The organism is Cyanobacterium sp. uoEpiScrs1 (genome assembly GCF_947331815.1).
Taxonomy (GTDB): Bacteria; Cyanobacteriota; Cyanobacteriia; order Cyanobacteriales; family Microcystaceae; genus Rippkaea.
In genome coordinates, this window is the sequence record NZ_OX373462.1 from 2,306,972 (window position 1) to 2,326,421 (window position 19,450).

15 protein-coding genes and 1 pseudogene are annotated in these 19,450 nt (G+C 35.3%); 8 read left to right on the forward strand and 8 right to left on the reverse strand.

Annotation, left to right across the window (positions count from 1 at the left end; genetic code table 11):
- Positions 1-800: 800 nt before the first annotated feature.
- Positions 801-1,538: pseudogene (locus tag OXU93_RS08660) on the reverse strand (response regulator transcription factor).
- Positions 1,539-1,648: 110 nt separating this feature from the next.
- On the opposite strand from OXU93_RS08660, the gene OXU93_RS07970 reads away from it, so the two are divergent.
- Positions 1,649-2,395 (forward strand): creatininase family protein, encoded by a 747-nt coding sequence (locus OXU93_RS07970; RefSeq protein WP_267383667.1) that lies wholly within the window; start codon positions 1,649-1,651, stop codon positions 2,393-2,395.
- Between the two features lie 361 nt (positions 2,396-2,756).
- On the opposite strand, the gene OXU93_RS07975 is transcribed toward OXU93_RS07970, so the two are convergent.
- The gene (locus OXU93_RS07975; protein ID WP_267383668.1) at positions 2,757-2,903 is read right to left on the reverse strand and encodes a hypothetical protein; all 147 of its coding nucleotides are present in this window, start codon (positions 2,901-2,903) and stop codon (positions 2,757-2,759) included.
- A 5-nt stretch (positions 2,904-2,908) separates the two neighbouring features.
- Between OXU93_RS07975 and OXU93_RS07980 the strand changes: the two genes are divergently transcribed.
- A complete protein-coding gene (locus tag OXU93_RS07980) occupies positions 2,909-3,817 on the forward strand; it encodes a S1 RNA-binding domain-containing protein (protein WP_267383669.1) in 909 nt (302 codons plus the stop codon).
- A gap of 235 nt (positions 3,818-4,052) precedes the next feature.
- Here OXU93_RS07980 and OXU93_RS07985 read toward each other — a convergent pair whose 3' ends face one another.
- The 3 genes from OXU93_RS07985 to OXU93_RS07995 all read right to left on the reverse strand — a co-directional run bounded on the left by OXU93_RS07985 (position 4,053) and on the right by OXU93_RS07995 (position 6,083).
- The gene (locus OXU93_RS07985; RefSeq protein WP_267383670.1) at positions 4,053-4,184 is read right to left on the reverse strand and encodes a hypothetical protein; all 132 of its coding nucleotides are present in this window, start codon (positions 4,182-4,184) and stop codon (positions 4,053-4,055) included.
- 223 nt (positions 4,185-4,407) lie between these two features.
- A complete protein-coding gene (locus OXU93_RS07990) occupies positions 4,408-4,698 on the reverse strand; it encodes a helix-turn-helix domain-containing protein (RefSeq protein WP_267383671.1) in 291 nt (96 codons plus the stop codon).
- 152 nt (positions 4,699-4,850) lie between these two features.
- Positions 4,851-6,083 (reverse strand): lipid-A-disaccharide synthase-related protein, encoded by a 1,233-nt coding sequence (locus OXU93_RS07995; protein ID WP_267383672.1) that lies wholly within the window; start codon positions 6,081-6,083, stop codon positions 4,851-4,853.
- A gap of 1,067 nt (positions 6,084-7,150) precedes the next feature.
- On the opposite strand from OXU93_RS07995, the gene btpA reads away from it, so the two are divergent.
- Both btpA and OXU93_RS08005 read left to right on the forward strand, forming a co-directional pair.
- Positions 7,151-7,999 carry a photosystem I biogenesis protein BtpA gene (gene btpA, locus OXU93_RS08000; protein ID WP_267383673.1) on the forward strand — a complete coding sequence of 283 codons (849 nt, stop codon included), beginning with the start codon at positions 7,151-7,153 and terminating at the stop codon, positions 7,997-7,999.
- Positions 8,000-8,047: 48 nt separating this feature from the next.
- Positions 8,048-9,025 carry a vitamin K epoxide reductase family protein gene (locus OXU93_RS08005; RefSeq protein ID WP_267383674.1) on the forward strand — a complete coding sequence of 326 codons (978 nt, stop codon included), beginning with the start codon at positions 8,048-8,050 and terminating at the stop codon, positions 9,023-9,025.
- A gap of 82 nt (positions 9,026-9,107) precedes the next feature.
- On the opposite strand, the gene OXU93_RS08010 is transcribed toward OXU93_RS08005, so the two are convergent.
- Entirely contained in the window at positions 9,108-10,367 is a 1,260-nt protein-coding gene (locus OXU93_RS08010) for a class I SAM-dependent methyltransferase (protein ID WP_267383675.1), read from the reverse strand.
- Positions 10,368-10,534: 167 nt separating this feature from the next.
- On the opposite strand from OXU93_RS08010, the gene OXU93_RS08015 reads away from it, so the two are divergent.
- Positions 10,535-10,909 carry a glutaminase gene (locus OXU93_RS08015; protein WP_267383676.1) on the forward strand — a complete coding sequence of 125 codons (375 nt, stop codon included), beginning with the start codon at positions 10,535-10,537 and terminating at the stop codon, positions 10,907-10,909.
- A 520-nt stretch (positions 10,910-11,429) separates the two neighbouring features.
- Here the strand turns inward: OXU93_RS08015 and OXU93_RS08020 are convergent.
- A complete protein-coding gene (locus OXU93_RS08020; RefSeq protein ID WP_267383677.1) occupies positions 11,430-12,905 on the reverse strand; it encodes a leucyl aminopeptidase in 1,476 nt (491 codons plus the stop codon).
- Between the two features lie 1,088 nt (positions 12,906-13,993).
- The gene (gene ccsB / locus OXU93_RS08025; protein WP_267383678.1) at positions 13,994-15,019 is read right to left on the reverse strand and encodes a c-type cytochrome biogenesis protein CcsB; all 1,026 of its coding nucleotides are present in this window, start codon (positions 15,017-15,019) and stop codon (positions 13,994-13,996) included.
- 682 nt (positions 15,020-15,701) lie between these two features.
- Here ccsB and OXU93_RS08030 point away from each other — a divergent pair.
- The 3 genes from OXU93_RS08030 to accB all read left to right on the forward strand — a co-directional run bounded on the left by OXU93_RS08030 (position 15,702) and on the right by accB (position 18,538).
- Positions 15,702-17,351 carry a CTP synthase gene (locus tag OXU93_RS08030; RefSeq protein WP_267383679.1) on the forward strand — a complete coding sequence of 550 codons (1,650 nt, stop codon included), beginning with the start codon at positions 15,702-15,704 and terminating at the stop codon, positions 17,349-17,351.
- A 53-nt stretch (positions 17,352-17,404) separates the two neighbouring features.
- Positions 17,405-17,962, forward strand: coding sequence for an elongation factor P (efp, locus tag OXU93_RS08035; protein ID WP_267383680.1), 558 nt, complete (start codon positions 17,405-17,407; stop codon positions 17,960-17,962).
- Positions 17,963-18,046: 84 nt separating this feature from the next.
- A complete protein-coding gene (gene accB, locus OXU93_RS08040; RefSeq protein ID WP_267383681.1) occupies positions 18,047-18,538 on the forward strand; it encodes an acetyl-CoA carboxylase biotin carboxyl carrier protein in 492 nt (163 codons plus the stop codon).
- Positions 18,539-19,450: the final 912 nt, after the last annotated feature.

Genomic DNA, 19,450 nt, shown 5'->3' on the forward strand with positions numbered 1-19,450 from the left:
ACTATTCCATTCATCTTTTATTATTAATGCTGAATGAAGTTATTTACAATTTTCTTCAAAATCTCTCTTATAATTTATGCTCTAAGATCCTATGTCTCTTAGAGAATTACATCAGAAAAAAGAATAAGAAGCAAAAAATAAAGAATGATAAAATCCTATTATTACTTCCCTAGATTTGACTACGCATACCTTAGCTATTTTGTCTTATTTTACTAAATAAAACATTTAAATTCCGGTATATTATCTATTTAGACTGAAAATAGTATAAAGTAGATGAGAACTGTTAATTACCTCTCTAAATCTTATTCTAAAATTTAAGTTTACAGCAATAAACTAATATATTAGGATTTACATATAGAATTCTAATTATTAAAACTGAGAATACCACTTTTATCCAAGCTCTGATAGTATAAGGATAATTTTCAGTAGTAATTGAGCAATCATAAGTATGAAGAGCAATCGCTAGAACTAGACCACTTTTTTCCGAAAGGATGGAGTGTCAGTTTCAGTTCGTACTCATGAAATATATTTCCGATGTAAACGATTGAAAGTGTAAGGTCAATCAGTATGTGAGGTAAATTTATCTCAAAAAAATCTGAATCGCAATCAATAATTTTAACCTCGATAGCTTGACTAATGTTGCATGATTTAAGATTAACTTGAATGGTATATCCCAAAAGACTATATTTGAAACTATTATTTAGCAGATTGAGAAATGCTCGGTTTATTAAGTTGTTTGTTAAACTCAGATAATATGTTAATTATTGCTTGACTCTAAGTTAATCAATCACTTCATGTAATTAATCAAAGCGATAGCCAGACTCTCTTACTGTAATTAAATATTCTGGTTTACTTAGATAAGGCTCCAGTTTTTCTCTAAACCAGTGAATATGGACATCAACGGTTTCAGTCTTTTCTAAAAAATGGGGTCCCCACATCTGTTTAATTAATTGTTCACAGTACCAACCCCGACGGGGATAGCTCATGAATAAGTCTAGTAAGCTATATTCTTTGGGAGAAAAATTTGCTTCTTTACTCTGAACATCTACCCGACACTCATTGGGATATGAAATAACATGCTAAACTCTTGAGGACGAATTTAGGCACGACAACGATTCATTAATTTCCGCATACTTAAAGGCTGGATTAAATAACCATCTGTCCTGACCTCTAGACCTAAAACCTGAACAGTTTCGTTAGCTTTGGCACTAAGAATTAAAATAAAAACAATATTCCCATCGTGTCCTAAAAGACGACAGATAGCCAAACTGTTAATCATTAAGCACTGTTAAGTCTAAAACCATCAGGTAGGAACTCTAGTCTAGTTTCTGAAGAGGTTTTATTCTGGAAGAAATTTAACTCGGTTCAGTGTGTCTATAGGAAGAACTTATCATCTCATAATCTCATAACCTTCTTCTTCTGACTAAGGTAATGACAATCATATAGAAAACTACATCTTCGTCTTTGACTACCAAAATTCGATGATAGTTGACGTTTTTATGACAGAACAAAACTTGAGTTAAGTCCAGAGACAAGATAAAAAATGCTTTTAAATTTGACTATAGGTTAAGATACACAACGAGGTTAGCTGTTAAGTATAGTTTTTTCCATCTTTTCCTCAACGTCTTCTAAGACACTTAAGTATTTTATGCTGTTACATTTAAGCACTTGGCCAGAAGTTGAAAATTATCTACACACCTCTCAAGGGCTTATTATCCCCATAGGTTCTACAGAACAACATGGACCGACCGGGTTAATAGGGACTGATGCCATTTGTGCAGAGGTGATTGCTGAAGGAGTGGGAGAAGAAATTCAAGCGATGGTAGCCCCTACTATTAACGTAGGTATGGCATTGCATCATACAGCCTTTCCCGGAACAATTAGTTTACGTCCTACGACCTTAATTCAAGTAATTGAAGATTATTTAACCTGTTTAACCAAAGTGGGGTTTACTCGATTTTTCTTTATTAATGGACACGGTGGCAACATTGCTTCCCTTAAAGGAGCTTTTTCCCAATCTTATGACTATTTAGCTTATCTCAATCTTCCTCAAGCAGATCAAGTACGCTGTCAAGTGGAAAGTTGGTTTATGTGTCGTTCTGTATGCGAGAAGGCGAAGGAATTATACGGTGATCAAGAAGGAGCTCATGCCACCCCCTCAGAGGTAGCTATTACTCAATATGTCCACCCCAAGTCTATTAAAAACGTTCCTTTATCTGAAAAAGTGGCATCTGATTATCCTATCTATGGGGCGGTGGATTTTCGTCGTCATTATCCAGATGGAAGGATAGGCTCAAATCCTGCGTTAGCGACTCCAGAACATGGACAGCAACTATATAACTTAGCGGTTAAGGAACTTTGTAAGTCTTATCTTAAATTTTTACAGAGAAATTAATTTTCGCTATCTGTCTCTTTGCAATAATACTTGGAGACTAAAACTCAATACATTCGAGTACACAACAAAAAATTAGCTATTATTGATGCTTATTTAAGCATACAAATATATGATGTATTTTTATGGTTAGAAAAATTTTAGAGTCAGTGTCCATATTTTTGATGAGTAACTAAAAAATTGCTGAATATAGGTTATGTAGTAGTTACCTTAGCTTTCTACCAAGCTAGATTTGAAGCTGACTACATCTCAGGGGCTACCAAAATTAGTTAAATTTATAAAAATTAAACCAAGGTATCAAAATCGAAACAATATCAATAACACATAATATTTCTACCAAGTTTTTTCTTAGGCAAGGGGCCAATTATGGATTTCCTGCAATAGGAGTGGACTGAGATGCTTGGAGGCATATGTTAGAGTTGTTTAGCACCTGATTTATAATTGCGACTAACGGTTTGTTGTCATTACGATAACCTAACCGACTGTTCATTGCTTCTCCTTCTTTATTCAATCATCATGACTCCAGAATCTAGTTCCTCTAAACCATCCAGAATTAGCTTTTCCATGGATGACTTTGCTAAAGCCCTAAACCAGCACGATTATACTTTTGAGAAAGGACAGATCGTTAGTGGAATAATAGTTCAACATACCTCCGATGGAGTTTATGTTGATATAGGAGGCAAATCTACAGGATTTGTTCCCTTAAAAGAAGCGGCTTTAGACTCAAACTCTGATTTGGTTGAAATTTTTCCTTTAAATGAGGAATTTAAGTTTTTGATTATCGGTGATCAAAATGCTGAAGGTCAAGTTAAACTTTCTGTTCGTAAACTCCAATTACAACAAGCCTGGGACCATATAACGGAATTGGTTGAGACCGGACAAACGGTCCAAATGCTTGTGACTCGAACTAATAAAGGGGGAGTTATAGGTAAGGTTGGAGGGTTGAGAGGGTTTGTTCCAAGATCACACCTTCTCGAGAAAGATAATTTAGAATCTTTAGTAGGTCAATCGTTAACTGTTAATTTTTTGGAAGTTAATCGAGAAAACAATAAATTAGTTTTGTCCCAACGCAGTGCTATTTTGGCAGCAAAAATGGATAAAATTACAGTGGGGACATTAGTAGCTGGTAAAGTGGCTAGAATTGAACCTTATGGGGTATTTATAGATTTAAATGGGGTAACAGGATTATTACATATTACACAAGTTAGTAGTTTACGGGTTGACTCCTTAAATCAACTATTTAAGGTCGGACAAGAAGTTCAGGTAATAGTCCTTAATATTGACGAATACAAAAGCCGTATTTCCTTGTCTACTAAAATTTTAGAAAATTATCCTGGTGAAATTTTAGAAAACTTCGATGAGGTAATGAAAAAAGCTTCAGAAAGAGTCGAAAAAGCGTTAGAAAGGCTACAAGAAAAAGAGTAGGTTATTTATGTTACGAGTTAATTTGAGGTTAGCGATTATTTCTTAATAATTGATATAGGATGAGATAAAGAGGTATTTAACCCCCAGTTATAAATGATAATAACCCATTATCCCTTCAGTTCAAATTAAAGAAAATAAAGTGATCATTGCTTTTGATATGTAGACGAGGCATTTATCTTAAGTAGTTTATAGTAAATTTTGAGGTTTGGAATGTTCAACAAACACAAACAAAAACCTAAAGTTTTTGTTTGTGTAGAGAAAGATAAACAATATACTGTCCATCTAAACTAATATCAGTTTTATCCAGACGGCTTCCTGGCTGATTCAATCCTGGTAAAGGTAAAAGACGATGATCTGACGATCTCAAACATCATAAAGCAAGGACTCTTCTTTCCAGTCGTCTATCTACAGTAAATACTAAATGTTGGACATCGCAGTAAAAATGGGAATGTTATCCTAACCTACCGTGTATTTAAACCTAATTTAAAGTTTTATATTGAAATAATAGTAGAATTTTCTGTTGACAGTTAACCTAGCCTAAGATCAGGATATTAACTATAATCGTCTACCATATGAATCTATTAGAAATGTTATGATACCACTTCGTTAATGACATTTACTTGATGAGATATAGGTAAAGAACAGCAGTTAACATCGTTGAGGCAAATCTTGCCCCACTGCAATGCCCAGCGCAATAGTTCTACTCTGTTTTCCGTCTTTGTTTTTGCTAGAGTGTTACTAACATGATTATCGACAGTTCGCTTACTAATTTTAAGCTTATCTGCAATTTCAAGATTAGTTAAACCATTGGATACAAGTTCGAGAATTTCCATTTCCCGACTCGACAGAGAGGCTACTGTCTGAAACTTCTTACTCAGCATAAGTATATTTCCAGTAGTATATTTACTCACCTACTTGTTTCATTGTCGTATTAGAGGAAGATAGTTAAACACTAAAGTTCACAAAATTAAATAAATTTTGTATAAATTATGAGGATCTAAAATTATCCTCACATTGTACACATTATGATTACTTAAAAATACTCCTTTAAATATTGAGCAATTCGTTTAGCAGATCCTGATTTTCCAAGCCTTTTTCGTCCGTTATCAGCGATATTTTGTAGTTTTTGAGGATTTTTTGTTAAAGAATTAATTACAGTTGATACTTCTCGCGGATGATCAACTAAAATGACTGATTCTCCTAGAAGATAAGTCTGTCTTTTAGCAAAATTTAAGGTAAATTGTGGTCCGTTTCCAGGGATAGTAATTACTGGTTTGCCTAGTCCAACGAATTGCTCTGTTGCTGTTCCGGCCATGGCAATCGCTATATCAGCCGTTTGTAAACAATTTTTATAGGAATACTGGCTTAGTATCAGAGTGGTGTGGTGTTGGTTAAAAACTAATCCATTGGGAACATTTAATGGAAACTTACTGGTTATTGTTGGTTGAGCTAACCAACCTTTACATCTTAGATGTTGGATAAAACTATCAATATCTAGGTCAGGAGAAATTGCCCCTAAAAATGTAAAGGTATTTTTAGGGTTTTCTTTAATTATTTCTTTAATTGCTTCCAGAATAATTTCCCAGTTCTGTTGTGCTTCTGGACTTCTCGAACCAGGAAGTAGTACGATTGTTAACGAATTGTGTTTTAAGTTTAAATTAACTGTTGAACTTGATTCAAAACCGTCCATCATCGGATTACCTAGATTAAAAACTCGGATTGGCCATTGTTCTAAGATTTGGGCTGTCAATGAGTCTCTAGGAAATACGGACTGACACCGTGGATGACTCATTAACCAACATTCCCAAGGAAAATATACTGATCCAAACCGACGCGCTAACCAAGAAGTTTGAGGCAACCAATCTTTTTCATCTCGTAAATAATATTCTGATTTAGCAGTTCCAACAAATCCATAGTCTGTTCCACTCAACCAGGCAAGAAATAACGGAACTAAATCACCAACTGCTAGAATTTTACCACCATTTTTTCCCCATTGACGAATATTTTTATACTGACAAAAAGTCAATTTGACTAGTCCTCCAGCAACGTCTTTTAGTAAGTATTTTGGATTTTGATTAAACCCACCTGATGGCATTTTTTGGACATACCCAATAATAGGTATATCACAATTTTTATAAGCGTGTCCCTCTCCTACTAAAGGTAAAGCTGCTATTTGAGGTGCATTGGATAAACTGCGTAATTGTTCAGCAATACAAGCTGCTATCACATCCTCTCCATGACCGTTACTAACCATTAAGATCGCCATTATACTTTTAGTTATCAATCAATATTATTTATGGGTATAATTATCAGACTATATAATTTAATTCTAAAATAATTAGAGTAAAAATTAGCATTAATCGTTATATTAAAGATATAAATTGAATCCTACAACAACTCAAATAACAAATTATAGCTCTAAATTAACTTAACAGCAGTGCATTACATTGTCGATGTTAATGTAAGAATTTTATTTGCTATATATTTTACGACCTTTTTAAAATTTTAATTTATTGGGATTAAGATTATTTATTCCTAACGGGCTTCTCTTATATGCTACCATTCACTATTATTGTTCATAAATTTTTAGTGTTTAGTTACATTAATCATTACAAAACTTATTTATTCAACTAAATATTCACTAGATTCAAATTTTTAAATAATCTTTAATAAAAATATTCCATAGCACATCCTAATTTGCTAATTAATTTTATGTATGTATTGTAAATAAAACACTAAAAATTTATGAAATATAGAGATTATTGCTCAACTCACTTACTCTTATACGGAAAATTATAGACTAAATCTCAACGACTTACTATGAACTTGACAAATAGTTAGGTATCCTGTTTTCTTGGTGAGCTCAAATTTCTTTATGGCAAAATCAATTATCTTAGACAGTCCTTTAAAAAATTTCTAATAAAATAATATTTTTGTTTATGGCTTTAACCTTCTCCAGTGTTTTGTCAACTGTGTTATAAAATTTCCAGGAACTCGTACACAGTTACTGCAGCTTTTAAAAATGATCAATTTAATCATATTGAACATTAGGCTTGCCAAAGTAGTACATAGAAACTGTACATCTTAAACAATTTGGCCAAACAATCAATCCTTAAAAAATATTAAGGCTCAAGGGTGTTGATAAATTGTAGGTGTTTCGATGGTGAAACCGTTACATTTATATGGTACCTATAACAACTAGGACAAAAGTTAAAAAATCTACCCCTCACTCCATCTTCCTCTCACCGGAGGTTCCCCAACTACGATACAATTTGTTATCGGATCTTAATTTCGCAACGGCATCAATCGTAGCCGACCATCAAGGTAGATTCAGTGGACTTGACTCAAATTTTCAACACAACACATCCGGTTATTGGTGTCGTTCACCTGTTACCTCTTCCTACTTCTGCTCGTTGGGGAGGTAGTTTAACCTCGGTTATCGAACGAGCTGAACAGGAAGCAACTGCACTTGTCGCAGGGGGGGTAGATGGTATCATCATCGAAAACTTTTTTGATGCCCCTTTTGCAAAAGATCAGGTTGATCCAGCCATTATTAGTGCTATGACTTTGATCGTTGATCGCATTAAAAATTTAGTAGTTGTCCCTATCGGGATTAACCTTCTCCGTAACGACGCCATAGGAGCAATGGCAATTGCTTCCATTATCAATGCTCAATTTATTCGGGTTAACGTTCTTACGGGAATTATGGCAACCGACCAGGGGTTAATTGAAGGCAATGCCCATAGACTACTTCGTTATCGGCGGGAATTAGGAGCTGATGTTGCTATTTTAGCCGATGTCTTAGTTAAACACGCTTATTCTTTAGGAATTTCTAGCCTAACTACTGCAGTCAGGGATACTCTTGAACGAGGTTTAGCTGACGGAGTAATTTTATCAGGATGGGCAACAGGACTTCCCCCCAGTCTAGAAGACTTAGAATTAGCCTCGGCAGCAGCCCAAGGAACCCCTGTTTTTATTGGTAGTGGGGCAAACTGGGATAATATCGGAAAATTAATGCAAGCTGCTGATGGCGTAATTGTCGCTAGTTCCTTAAAACGTAACGGTAGAATTAGAGAATCGATTGATCCTATTCGGGTTGCCCAATTTGTAGAGGCTGCACAACAAGTCAACGTATCTAAAGAAAGGTCACAATCTCAGCCTTCTTTAAAATTGACTCTGTAGGGTATTGTTAAAATCACTGATACGGACTGAATTTTAACAAATCTTACTATGAATCGCCGACGTTCTATACCTTGGATTTATCGCTGGTCACGCCCCATTATTGGAGTAATCGCTGTTGTTGGAGCTATTTTGACTGCCTACTTAACCATCACTAAATTGGTGGGAGGAGAAGTTGCCTGTGGAGTAGAAGCCGTAAAAACTGGAGTAAAAGGGTGTAAAAGTGTTCTAGATAGTCCTTATGCTACAGTTTTTGGGTTACCTCTCAGTTTATTTGGATGTCTAGCGTATGTCAGCATGGGAATTTTTTCTCTAGGTCCTCTAGTTGTTAGATCAGACAATAACAAACGTCTTAGAAAACAATTTGAAGACTGGACCTGGTTACTTCTACTGGCTGGGGGAACTTCAATGGCCATCTTTAGTTGCTACTTAATGTATATTTTAGCAACGGAATTGAGAACTACGTGCTATTATTGCATCGGTTCAGCAATACTATCCCTTATTTTGATGATACTAAGCATTTTAGGACGAGAATGGGAGGAACCAGGGCAAATTTTTTTTATTTCTATAATAGTAGCTATGATAACTATAGTAGGAACTCTGGGGGTCTATGCCGGTATTAATGAAGCTACTGTTGATGGTGGTACTCCCATTCTCGTGCCAAACACTGAACCTCAGCCCCCTAATGGGTGGAGTATTACCACCACATCAGGAGAAGCGGAGATTGCCTTAGCCAAACATCTCACCGCGATAGGAGCAAAAAAATATGGGACATTTTGGTGCCCCCACTGTTTTGAACAAAAACAATTATTCGGAAAAGAAGCTTTTCGAGAAATTGATTACATAGAATGTGCCCCTGATGGGAAAAATCCTGATCCACAGGCTTGTATTAGGGCTGGAGTCAAGTCTTATCCTACTTGGGAAATAAAAGGACAAGTTCTCAGAGGAACTCAGCTTCCTAAAAAGTTAGCTGAAGTTTCTGGATATGAAGGTCCAATGAACTTCAAGTATACGATGCCTGCCTACTAATTTATAGTCTGCTAGTTTCTAAAGAGTTAACCATTTAAAGCAGAGCTTAATATGATTATTAAGCTCTGATCTTGTTTATAGACTACCCAATTTTAAGTATCGCAATCAAACCATGTCCACAGCCCCATCCTTGTTGCATTTCATATTCTAAGGTTCTAAGAGCATATCCTAGTTGGGGTTCAATAATATTAGCTCGAGGATCACAATACCACATCCAACCAACATCTGAGATAACCCGATCCATAGTCATTAAAGCAAATTGTAAGGGTTTTGGAAAACTATCCCATCCTTGAAGTTCAGGAAGAGAATGATTATGGGACAGACGATGCTTGGTAAACTTAATTAAAATATTCCAAGAATTGATAAGTTCATGTAACATAGGAGTAATAAAGTGATGCTCGGGAAAGATAGTCGCATCCAGTATTAGTTCTTCCAAGTTGGTTCGCAAGTAATCTTCATGAAGAGAATTAATTAAGCGACGAGTCTGTTTAAGTTTAGGATTAAATGCCCGAGTATCAGTATGACGACCTACTAAGATAGAACGGTCTACCAATTTGATTACTTCAAGATTGATTCCTGTGTTAATAGTAATTTCTTTGGTTAACTCTCTAACTTCTTCTCCCGTCCAAAAACGAATAGGAAATGATTCAATATCTATAGTTTGACGAACTGATTCAGAATAAAGATAACTCATATTATATTCACGGACCTTTTCCTCTTCCGATTGAGCATCCCAAAAATCAGGCCATTCAATTGAGTATCTTCCAATTAAGTCCATCACTATTAGACTATCACGTTTGCCATGACAGCAAATGTCTTGTAACAAATTAACTAAATCCTTTCGAGCTAAGTGAGACAAAGAGCCGTAGGATGAGAAATATAGATCAAAAGGCTCTTCATTTTTTTTTAGGTCACCAAGCCCTTCACTTAAGTCAGCCTGTTTGAATCGAACATGAGGATGATCAGCAAATAGAACTTGTCCCTTTTCTACCATTGCTTGGCTAATATCCAATCCTAAAAAAACAGATAGATCATTATTAGGTAAAATCCGTTTATGTTGTACGCCTAAATCTAGATTATGACGATCAATTTTGGTTAGAATATCATAACCTTGACCGGCACCGCAGCCGAGATCAACAATTCTGATACCTTGATTCTTCTTGCCTTGATTGTCTACTAAGTTACTCAGAAAAGGACGTAGTACAATTTTAGTTAATTGATCTTCCCAGTAGGTACGGACGTTATCATATTTGCCAAATAGATTACCAACATACAGATCGTATTTTCCCTCTTGGACAGCTTGTGTATAGGTTTTGAATCCATTTAATTTTGCTGGTTTCATCGATTTTTCCTAATAAACAGTAATTGTCTCCCTCAAGGGTGATACATAGCCTGAGAGTTTTTAATCCTTTAGTAGCTTACTCTCGTCTAATACCTTTGTCATTAATTTGTATTCTTACGAAGATAAGCCAACTGTGATCAACATAATAACTAGAGAATCATTAATATATGCTAGACATTAGTAATCCAGAGAACTATCGGGTATTAGCTACTGAAAAATTAGGGATTAAGAGATCAGTGTCAGCTTTTCTCTACAATGTATATGAGCACTACCTATCTGTACAAGATGGACAAAATGCAAACCATATTCAGGAGCTAGCACAAGTTGATCCTAATCTATTGGGGATTAGTCTTATAACTACTAAGGGTGAAATTTGTAATGCTGGTGATACACAAGTCCCCTTAGTGATTCAATCAATTGTTAAGCCATTAGTTTATGGAATGGTTTTAGAAGATTGGGGGTGGGAATATGTTCTGAATAAAATTGGAGTCGAACCTACAGAAGAACTTTTTAATGACATTATCGATACTCAGAAAATTTAAGAGCGTAAATATAATCCAATGGTGAATGCCGGTGAGATTGTCACCCTCAGTTTAGTAAAGGAAGATACGTTACTCGAAACTATAGCAACGTTTATTTGATATATTTAGACGATAATTAGAAGTTAATCAATCAATTTTTTGGACCAAAAAGGTAATTTTAATCGTGCCATTGCGTAGATGATGCTCAATTTTGGACTTATTGACGGTAATGTTGAAGAAACTTTATATTTTTTAGTTTGAGATCTAAAAATGATCCTCTCCCTTTAATGGAATGAGCCATAGTCATACTATCAACATCCTGTAGGTTAATATTATATAAGCTCTTAACAGAACGTCTTAATTCTGTGTGTAGAATCTCATCATTAGGAATATCTTTATAAATAGATTAGCTTATACAATGCCAACCCAACCTGAGTAAACTGAAAAAGTGTTTATGGACTTTATAAGGATTGGCTAACTTAGGCAATAAGTGGGTTATTAAGTCCCGTAGTAGGGACTTAATAATTTTTCCATCAGCTCTCTATTGATTTAAAACCCAGTTAACTAGAGTTCGTACCGGAAACCCAGTTGCCCCGGAATTATTGACCCCATTTTCTTTATCTAACCAAACAGGTCCTGCTATATCAAGATGCGCCCAAGGGGTTTTCTTAATAAACTGTTTTAGGAATAAGGCAGCAGTAATTGCTCCACCAGCACGAGGTCCTGTATTTTTGATGTCTGCAATAGGAGACTTTAACCCCTCAAAATATTTTTCCTCCAGAGGCATTTCCCAGAAATTTTCTCCTGCTACAGATCCAGCTTCCCTAAGTTGAGCAGCTAAGATTTTATCAGTACTCCATAGCCCGGCAATATTGTCTCCTAATGCTACAATACACGCCCCTGTCAAGGTTGCTAAATCAACAATCGCATCTACACCTAATTTTTCGGCAAATACCAGAGCATCCGCTAGAGTTAATCTTCCTTCTGCATCAGTATTATTCACTTCGATGGTTTTTCCATTAGAAGCGGTTAGGATATCTCCAGGGTGCATAGCGCAACCACTAATCATATTTTCAGTAACAGCACAGATAAAATGGACTTCCACATCTGGTTTTAATTGACCGATTACTTTTGCTGCTCCTAGAGTTGCTGCACCACCCCCCATGTCCATTTTCATGGTTTCAATACTACTTCCTGCTCCTTTAAGGTTAAGTCCTCCAGAATCAAAGGTTAAACTTTTACCCACAATGGCTAGTTTTTTTTGAGGGGTTTCGGATGGTTTATAGGTTAAGTGAATGAAGTTTGGTGGAAAATCAGAGGCTTGAGCCACTCCTAAAAAGGCCCCCATTCCTAAATCCTCACACTTTTCACGGTCTAAAATTTCAATATCAAGTTCATGGTCCTTGGCAATAGTTTGAGCAATTTCAGCAAAAGTAACAGGGGTGACACTATTTGCAGGGGCAGCAACTAATTCCCGTGCTAGTATAACGCCAGAACAAAGGATATTTGCTTGATTGATAGCTTTTTCGTTCTTTCCACACCCTAAAATTTCTACTCTTTCTAGTTTCAGCCCGTTCTTATCTGGTTCAGATTTAAAACGTTTATCTTGATGTAGAGATAATATGATTCCTTGTGTAATTGCATTAACTGTACTTGCTACATCATCATTAACTACTGGAAGGTTAATGCCTAAAGTCTTAACCTTAGCTTGTTTAGCAAGACGGGAAATGGTTGCAGCCCCTAACCTAACAACATCCAAGCTTAAATCTTCTGTTTTTCCCAATCCTACTAATATTACTTTTCGGATGGGACTATTACTACCAATGCGATTCACTGCGCTATTATTAGGCTTACCTTCAAATTCTATTTCTTCAATTAGTTCTCGTAAAGTTCCGCTTAATTTCTCATCTAATTCCTGTAAAATGCCTGTTAATTCCATAGCATCCTCGAAAAGGCCTAACGCTAAAGTATCTCCAGTCCAATCCAATAGTGGTGTGTCTATCCCACGAATATCCATACGCTCCTCTCTAAAAATATTTGTATAGATGTATGTTTTTGCAACGTCCCGTTTGAAATTCTAACCCAATTTTTAGGTAAAATTCTCTGTGTAGGTTAAGACAGTTTAATATAATTGATTAAACTTGTTATTTATTGGTAGTTGCTGTATTAATAGTAGTCAAGTTAAGCGTTGACAAGTTACACTAAATATTTCCTGAAGGAAGCAACCATACACAATGATTGCTTTAATTCAATTATGGATTATAAAATGCTGTCAATTTCCAGATTATAGTTATGATAGATATCTTCTGTTTTCTATTTTAATAATCTTTTCTACTTTAGAGATTTCTACTGGTTGTTTTTAGTATTTACCACTATTTTTTTTAAATGTATTTAAGTTCATCTGTTGAGGTTTAACTCTTATAGTTTACTTTTTTTAAATGCAATCAAATTAATTCTTAAAACATATTTATTTGGTTTATTTACTAAAAAAATTTTCAAGTATATAGCTTACAATGGCTGCGAGTTATATCTTGATTTGTTTCCCAATCATCAATCACTTTACTAAAGCTTTTAAAATTTCATAATTCTATTGCTTAACAAGTACTAAGTATTTGTTTAAAAACATTATTATTGTATTCTACAAATTGTTTCAGAAAATTTAATTTTTATGCTTAAAGTAAAGAAAATCTTACCTAATACTATCTTCTTGGTATTTAACAAGTATTTATTTATAATTTACTTATGATATTAATTGGATTTAACTTTTTTGAAAAAATAGTTCAACTCTAAGATAGACTTAACCCACTAAATCTATTGAGACTAAAAAATATTAATAAATATAAGTATTGAACTTAAAAATAGCTAGAAGCCAAAAATAATAGAAGATGTATCTCTAAATTATGCTTTGTTTTTATTAATGAGTTTGTTATTTTTTTAAAATTAATTAGTTAGTTAGTTTACTTTGCAATATCTCGCCATTTTTTTATGGAGAAAAACAAAAATAATTTGACTAATTATTTTTGTTTTTCTTGCAAAAAATTAAAACAAATAACTTAATTATTTAATCCCAATATATGGATTATATATAATTGTCTCTTATTCTTATTAAAAGAACCAACCATAAGAATGTAAACCCTTGCCTAATAAATTAACTCCTAAATAGCAAACCCAAACCACAATAAAACCACTAGCGGCTAAGATAGCCGGTTTACGTCCTTGCCAACCGCGGGTAATGCGGGAATGAAGATAAGCAGCAAACACTAACCAGGTGATTAACGCCCAAGTTTCTTTAGGGTCCCAACTCCAATATGATCCCCAAACCTCATTAGCCCAAACTGCCCCCGCAATAATGCCAATAGTAAGTAAGGGGAAACCTAACCCAATGATCCGATAACTGACATTGTCTAAGACATCAGCTAAACTCAGTCTCTGGAGAGATAGAAGAGTCGAATCAGCTGTTGAAGCCTGAGAGTCGCCGCGCTCAAAATGTGTTGTTTTTTCACTACCATTTTGGTCAACAACCGTAGTCCCAGAAACTTTTTCATTACTGTCGATTTTGGAAAGTCGTAGACGATTAAGCTTGTGGTGATAACTTCCTGTCCCAACTGAACTTCCCCGTAGTTCTATATCTTGTCCATAGGTAACTACCAAAAAAGTAATTGCTAGCATTGAACCGACTATCAAAGTGGCATAGCTCAACATCATAACGCTAACGTGCATCATTAACCAGTTAGACTTAAGGGCAGGAACTAAAGGGGCTGAAGTCTGCATATCTGCTGGTAAAGACAACGCAGCAAAGGCAGTAATAATCATTGTTATGGGAGTTGTTACTACCCCAACTAATCCACTAGCACTTATTTTTTCGGCTATCAAATGAACAGCTGTGACGCCCCAGGCAAGAAAAAATAAAGACTCATAGAGGTTACTTAACGGAAAATATCCACCTTCGAGCCAACGAGCTGCTAATAGTGCAGTAATTGACAAATTGGCTATTGCTATTCCTGTTGTTCCCAAAGCAGGTAGGATAGAGGTTTCCCGAAAGGCTGCTCCTGTCCAATAAATGAGCATAGTGAAGAATAATATTAAAAATGAAGTGTTATCAAGGAAATTTTGTAGGGTAATTAAGTTCATATCTATAACATCTGTTTAACAGGAATGTCTGATGGTTAAAATTTAAAAACTTTTATTGTTCGCTTGTGTAACTAACAAGGAAAATGTCAATTGTTACTTTCAACTGGCATATATAGTCTAGGTTTTTAGAAAAGACTGAGAGTGAGGTACCCATGCCATTATAAAATAATAAAGTGCTTCACAAGCCAAGCACAACTAAAAGAGGTTTATAGACAACCACAAATTAAGCATCATAGTCTGACGAATTCTATTGTTGAATTAAAAATAATGATTAACTCCATAAGATAGAACTTGTGCATTGTATCTTAATTTGTTGTAAAAAGTGCTATCTATAATTTTTTTGCAAAAAGCAAAAATTTTTAAAACAACCATTATTTTAAGACAAATAATAGCAGCACAAGAAAATACACATTAATATGAACAATTGTAAAACTCTTTCTTCACAGTTCAATTAAATAAATTGGAATAAATTTAAATGAGTCAGCTCAAAAACTAACGTCCTTATTTTTAATAAAAAACTCAGAGTTTATTCAAGTCTTTGTTTCATATAGCAAATGTTATTTAATGATTTTAAATCAATACTTTTAATGGTTTAACAGTGAGGTTTTAAGTTTTCAAACCCAGACAACAGGTTAAAATAGCCGATGGGATAGTGAAGTTCGCCATAGTTGTGTAAGTTTTTATGACTAAATTTGTCTTTGTCACTGGAGGAGTGGTCTCCAGCATTGGAAAAGGGATTGTAGCAGCTAGTTTAGGTCGCCTTCTCAAATCACGGGACTATTCTGTATCAATTCTAAAACTTGATCCCTATATTAATGTTGACCCAGGAACCATGAGTCCTTTTCAACATGGAGAAGTCTTTGTCACAGAAGATGGGGCAGAAACGGACCTAGATTTAGGACATTATGAACGCTTTACTGACACTTCCATGTCCCGTCTCAATAGTGTCACCACAGGGTCAATTTACCAAGCGGTGATAAACAAAGAACGACGGGGTACTTATATGGGAGGAACAGTTCAGGTAATTCCTCATATCACCAACGAAATTAAGGAAAGAATTCATCGGGTGGCTAAAAATACCAATCCTGACATAGTAATTACTGAAATTGGAGGAACTGTTGGTGATATCGAATCGTTACCATTTCTGGAAGCTATTCGTCAGTTTCGTAAAGATGTAGGACGTACTAACGTAGTTTATATGCACGTTACCCTAATTCCTTGGATCCCAGCAGCCAGGGAAATGAAAACTAAACCCACCCAACATTCTGTTAAAGAATTACGGTCGATTGGTATTCAACCCGACGTACTTGTTTGTCGTTGTGATCGTCCTTTAAAGGAGGGAATGAAAGAAAAGCTCTCAGAATTTTGTGACGTTCCTGTAGAATCTGTCATTACTAATCAAGATACTAGCAGCATTTACGAAGTTCCCCTAATTGTAGAACGAGAAGGTCTTGCCCAACAGACTTTAAAACTATTAAAGCTTGAGCCTCGTCAACCAGACTTAAGCCGGTGGCAAACTTTAATAGATAAAATGCAGTCTCCTACTCGACAAATTGAAGTAGCCTTAGTAGGGAAGTACGTCCAGTTGAGCGATGCCTACCTATCTGTAGTAGAAGCTTTGGTCCATGGTGGGATTTCTGTTGAAAGTGAAATTAAATTACGATGGATTAATGCTGAAGATATTGAAGAACAGGGTCCAGAGAAACTCTTAAGCAATATTAGCGGCATTATTGTTCCTGGGGGATTTGGCATTCGGGGCGTGGACGGTAAGGTGAAAGCTATCGAATATGCCCGTCAACATAAGATCCCCTTCTTAGGGTTGTGTTTAGGAATGCAGTGCGCGGTTATTGAATGGGCGAGAAATATAGCTCATCTAAAAGGAGCTAATAGTGCAGAATTTGATTCAGAAACACCTAACCCAGTGATTAACCTTTTACCAGAACAGCAGGATGTAGTGGATTTAGGTGGAACTATGCGCCTTGGACTATATCCCTGTCGTTTAGCGCCAGATACTTTAGCTAACTCCCTTTATCAGCAGGAGGTAATTTACGAACGTCATCGCCATCGTTATGAATTTAATAATGCTTTTCGGAGTCTTTTACTAGAAACGGACTATTTAATTAGTGGCACTTCCCCCGATGGCCGGTTGGTAGAAATTGTTGAATTAACTGGACATCCCTTTTTTATTGCAACTCAATTTCATCCTGAATTTCGGTCTCGTCCTAATAATGCCCATCCGTTGTTTTTAGGTTTTGTCAAAGCTGCGGTTGACCACCACTCTGTATATTTAACCTCTATTAATGGAGATCAACCCTTAATCTCTAGTTCCTAATCCCAATCTCTTGTACAATTAGTCTTGACATTTCTAGGCTCTCAAAGCATTTCATGATTTCTAGTAATGATTTTCGGACGGGTACCACTATTGAGTTAGATGGGGCAGTGTGGCGTGTTATAGAATTTCTACACGTTAAACCTGGTAAAGGCTCGGCGTTTGTGCGAACCAAATTAAAAAATGCACAGACCGGAAGCGTTATAGAACGGACTTTCCGTGCTGGGGAAACCGTCCCCTCAGCTAACTTGGAAAAGCGCACTATGCAACATACCTATAAAGAGGGTGAGCAATACGTTTTTATGGACATGCAAACTTTCGAAGAAGCACGCTTGACTCCAGAACAAATGGGAACAGCTGTCAATTACATCAAAGAGGAAATGGAAGCTGATGTACTTTTTTGGAACGATCAGGTTTTAGAAGTTCAACTTCCCACATCAGTGATGTTAGAAGTTATTGACACCGATCCAGGGGTTAAAGGAGATACAGCAACTGGTGGAACAAAACCAGCTATTCTTGAAACAGGAGCACAAGTTATGGTTCCTCTATTTATTTCTATAGGAGAAAAAATTAAAGTAGATACGCGCGACGGCTCCTATTTAGGACGAACATGACTTTTAAATATTTAAGTTTACCTTGTGTCGGTTGTCATAATTTGGACAACCGCCCTTCTATTTATTTTATAGGATGGATGATTTGTGTCGATCAACTTCAATGAACTTAGAGAACTGTTAGGGACAATCTCTCAAACAGATATTGCAGAAGTTACCCTAAAAACCGAAACGTTTGAACTGACTGTACGTCGAGGAAATAACAACTTTCCGGTTGCATCAACTGTCTCGCCTCCTCCAACCGTTGTTCTCCCTTCTCTAACAACAGGGGAGAATTCTACTATGCCTCCCTCATCTGAACCCCTTAAATCTTCAGTATCGTCTCCTGTCGACAAAAAGTGGGTAGCGGTTACTTCTCCCATGGTAGGTACGTTTTACCGAGCTCCTGCCCCTAACGAAGCCCCTTTTGTAGAGGTAGGTGATCACATTAGTAACGGACAAACGGTTTGCATTGTTGAAGCGATGAAGTTAATGAATGACATTGATGCAGAAGTGGCTGGAGAGGTCATGGAGATTGTGATTACTAATGGAGAACCGGTAGAATATGGACAAACTTTAATGTGGATTAATCCTAACTAACTTTTGGGGAGATGAGTCAACTAGCTGTTAGGACAATTGTGACATGACCTAAGTATTCGTTGGTCTAAAAAGATAGTGATTGTAGTTATCTATCCAACTCCAAATAATCTCTATTCTTTAGAATATTGAGATTATCTATTTTCGCTTTAATATTGATAATCTCAATATTATTTTGAATATTTAATCTATTGTGATAAGTTTTAAAATCATGGGAGATTTTTGAAAATATTTTTTTCTACTTGAATCTTATTGAGGATAGATTAATTAATTATTAGCAAGTTTTATTTGATTACCATTCATGCAGAACTTAACATGAATGGTGCCAACTGGCTCGTGTATTAGGTTTTTATCTATTAGAATAGTAAGATTAAGCTTAAGTTACGACTGAAAATATTTTATCATAAATAAAATTAGAGAATAAATATTTTATTTAAGTCTATCTTTTCATTAAAAGATAAATTGTACTCTTGTACAAGAAGTAGATGACAAATAATTTTATCATTACAAGATATAAAATATCTTGAATAGTCTTAAACAAACAATTTAATCACTTACAATAACCGAAGTTATAAACAGCGAATGTATAAAAACAGATATTAAAATTACTTAGTGTATGCAAGTAGTTTAGACAAAAAACTTAAATAGTAAAATAAGATTATATTCCTATATAATATTTTGTTTATTAAATTACGATGTATATTTAATAAACAAAATGTTAAGACAATAGACTATTTGTTTAAGGCAATAACTTCTTTGATTTTATAATCAATAATTTTAGTATTATATGCCTTAGTACATGTTCTTTTTTTTGATAAAGTTCAACTCTTCTTTGAATTTACTTCTATATTGATTAGATATCATTTAATGATAATGATAATCTATCTTAAGATAGATTTATCCTAGTACTAGGAT

Bases quoted from the DNA above. Each gene is read 5' to 3' on its own strand.
- OXU93_RS07970 (WP_267383667.1), top strand. From the start codon at position 1,649: ATGCTGTTACATTTAAGCACTTGGCCAGAAGTTGAAAATTATCTACAC.
- OXU93_RS07980 (WP_267383669.1), top strand. From the start codon at position 2,909: ATGACTCCAGAATCTAGTTCCTCTAAACCATCCAGAATTAGCTTTTCC.
- OXU93_RS07990 (WP_267383671.1), bottom strand. From the start codon at position 4,698: ATGCTGAGTAAGAAGTTTCAGACAGTAGCCTCTCTGTCGAGTCGGGAA.
- OXU93_RS07995 (WP_267383672.1), bottom strand. From the start codon at position 6,083: ATGGCGATCTTAATGGTTAGTAACGGTCATGGAGAGGATGTGATAGCA.
- OXU93_RS08005 (WP_267383674.1), top strand. From the start codon at position 8,048: ATGAATCGCCGACGTTCTATACCTTGGATTTATCGCTGGTCACGCCCC.
- OXU93_RS08010 (WP_267383675.1), bottom strand. From the start codon at position 10,367: ATGAAACCAGCAAAATTAAATGGATTCAAAACCTATACACAAGCTGTC.
- OXU93_RS08015 (WP_267383676.1), top strand. From the start codon at position 10,535: ATGCTAGACATTAGTAATCCAGAGAACTATCGGGTATTAGCTACTGAA.
- OXU93_RS08020 (WP_267383677.1), bottom strand. From the start codon at position 12,905: ATGGATATTCGTGGGATAGACACACCACTATTGGATTGGACTGGAGAT.
- ccsB (WP_267383678.1), bottom strand. From the start codon at position 15,019: ATGAACTTAATTACCCTACAAAATTTCCTTGATAACACTTCATTTTTA.
- OXU93_RS08030 (WP_267383679.1), top strand. From the start codon at position 15,702: ATGACTAAATTTGTCTTTGTCACTGGAGGAGTGGTCTCCAGCATTGGA.
- efp (WP_267383680.1), top strand. From the start codon at position 17,405: ATGATTTCTAGTAATGATTTTCGGACGGGTACCACTATTGAGTTAGAT.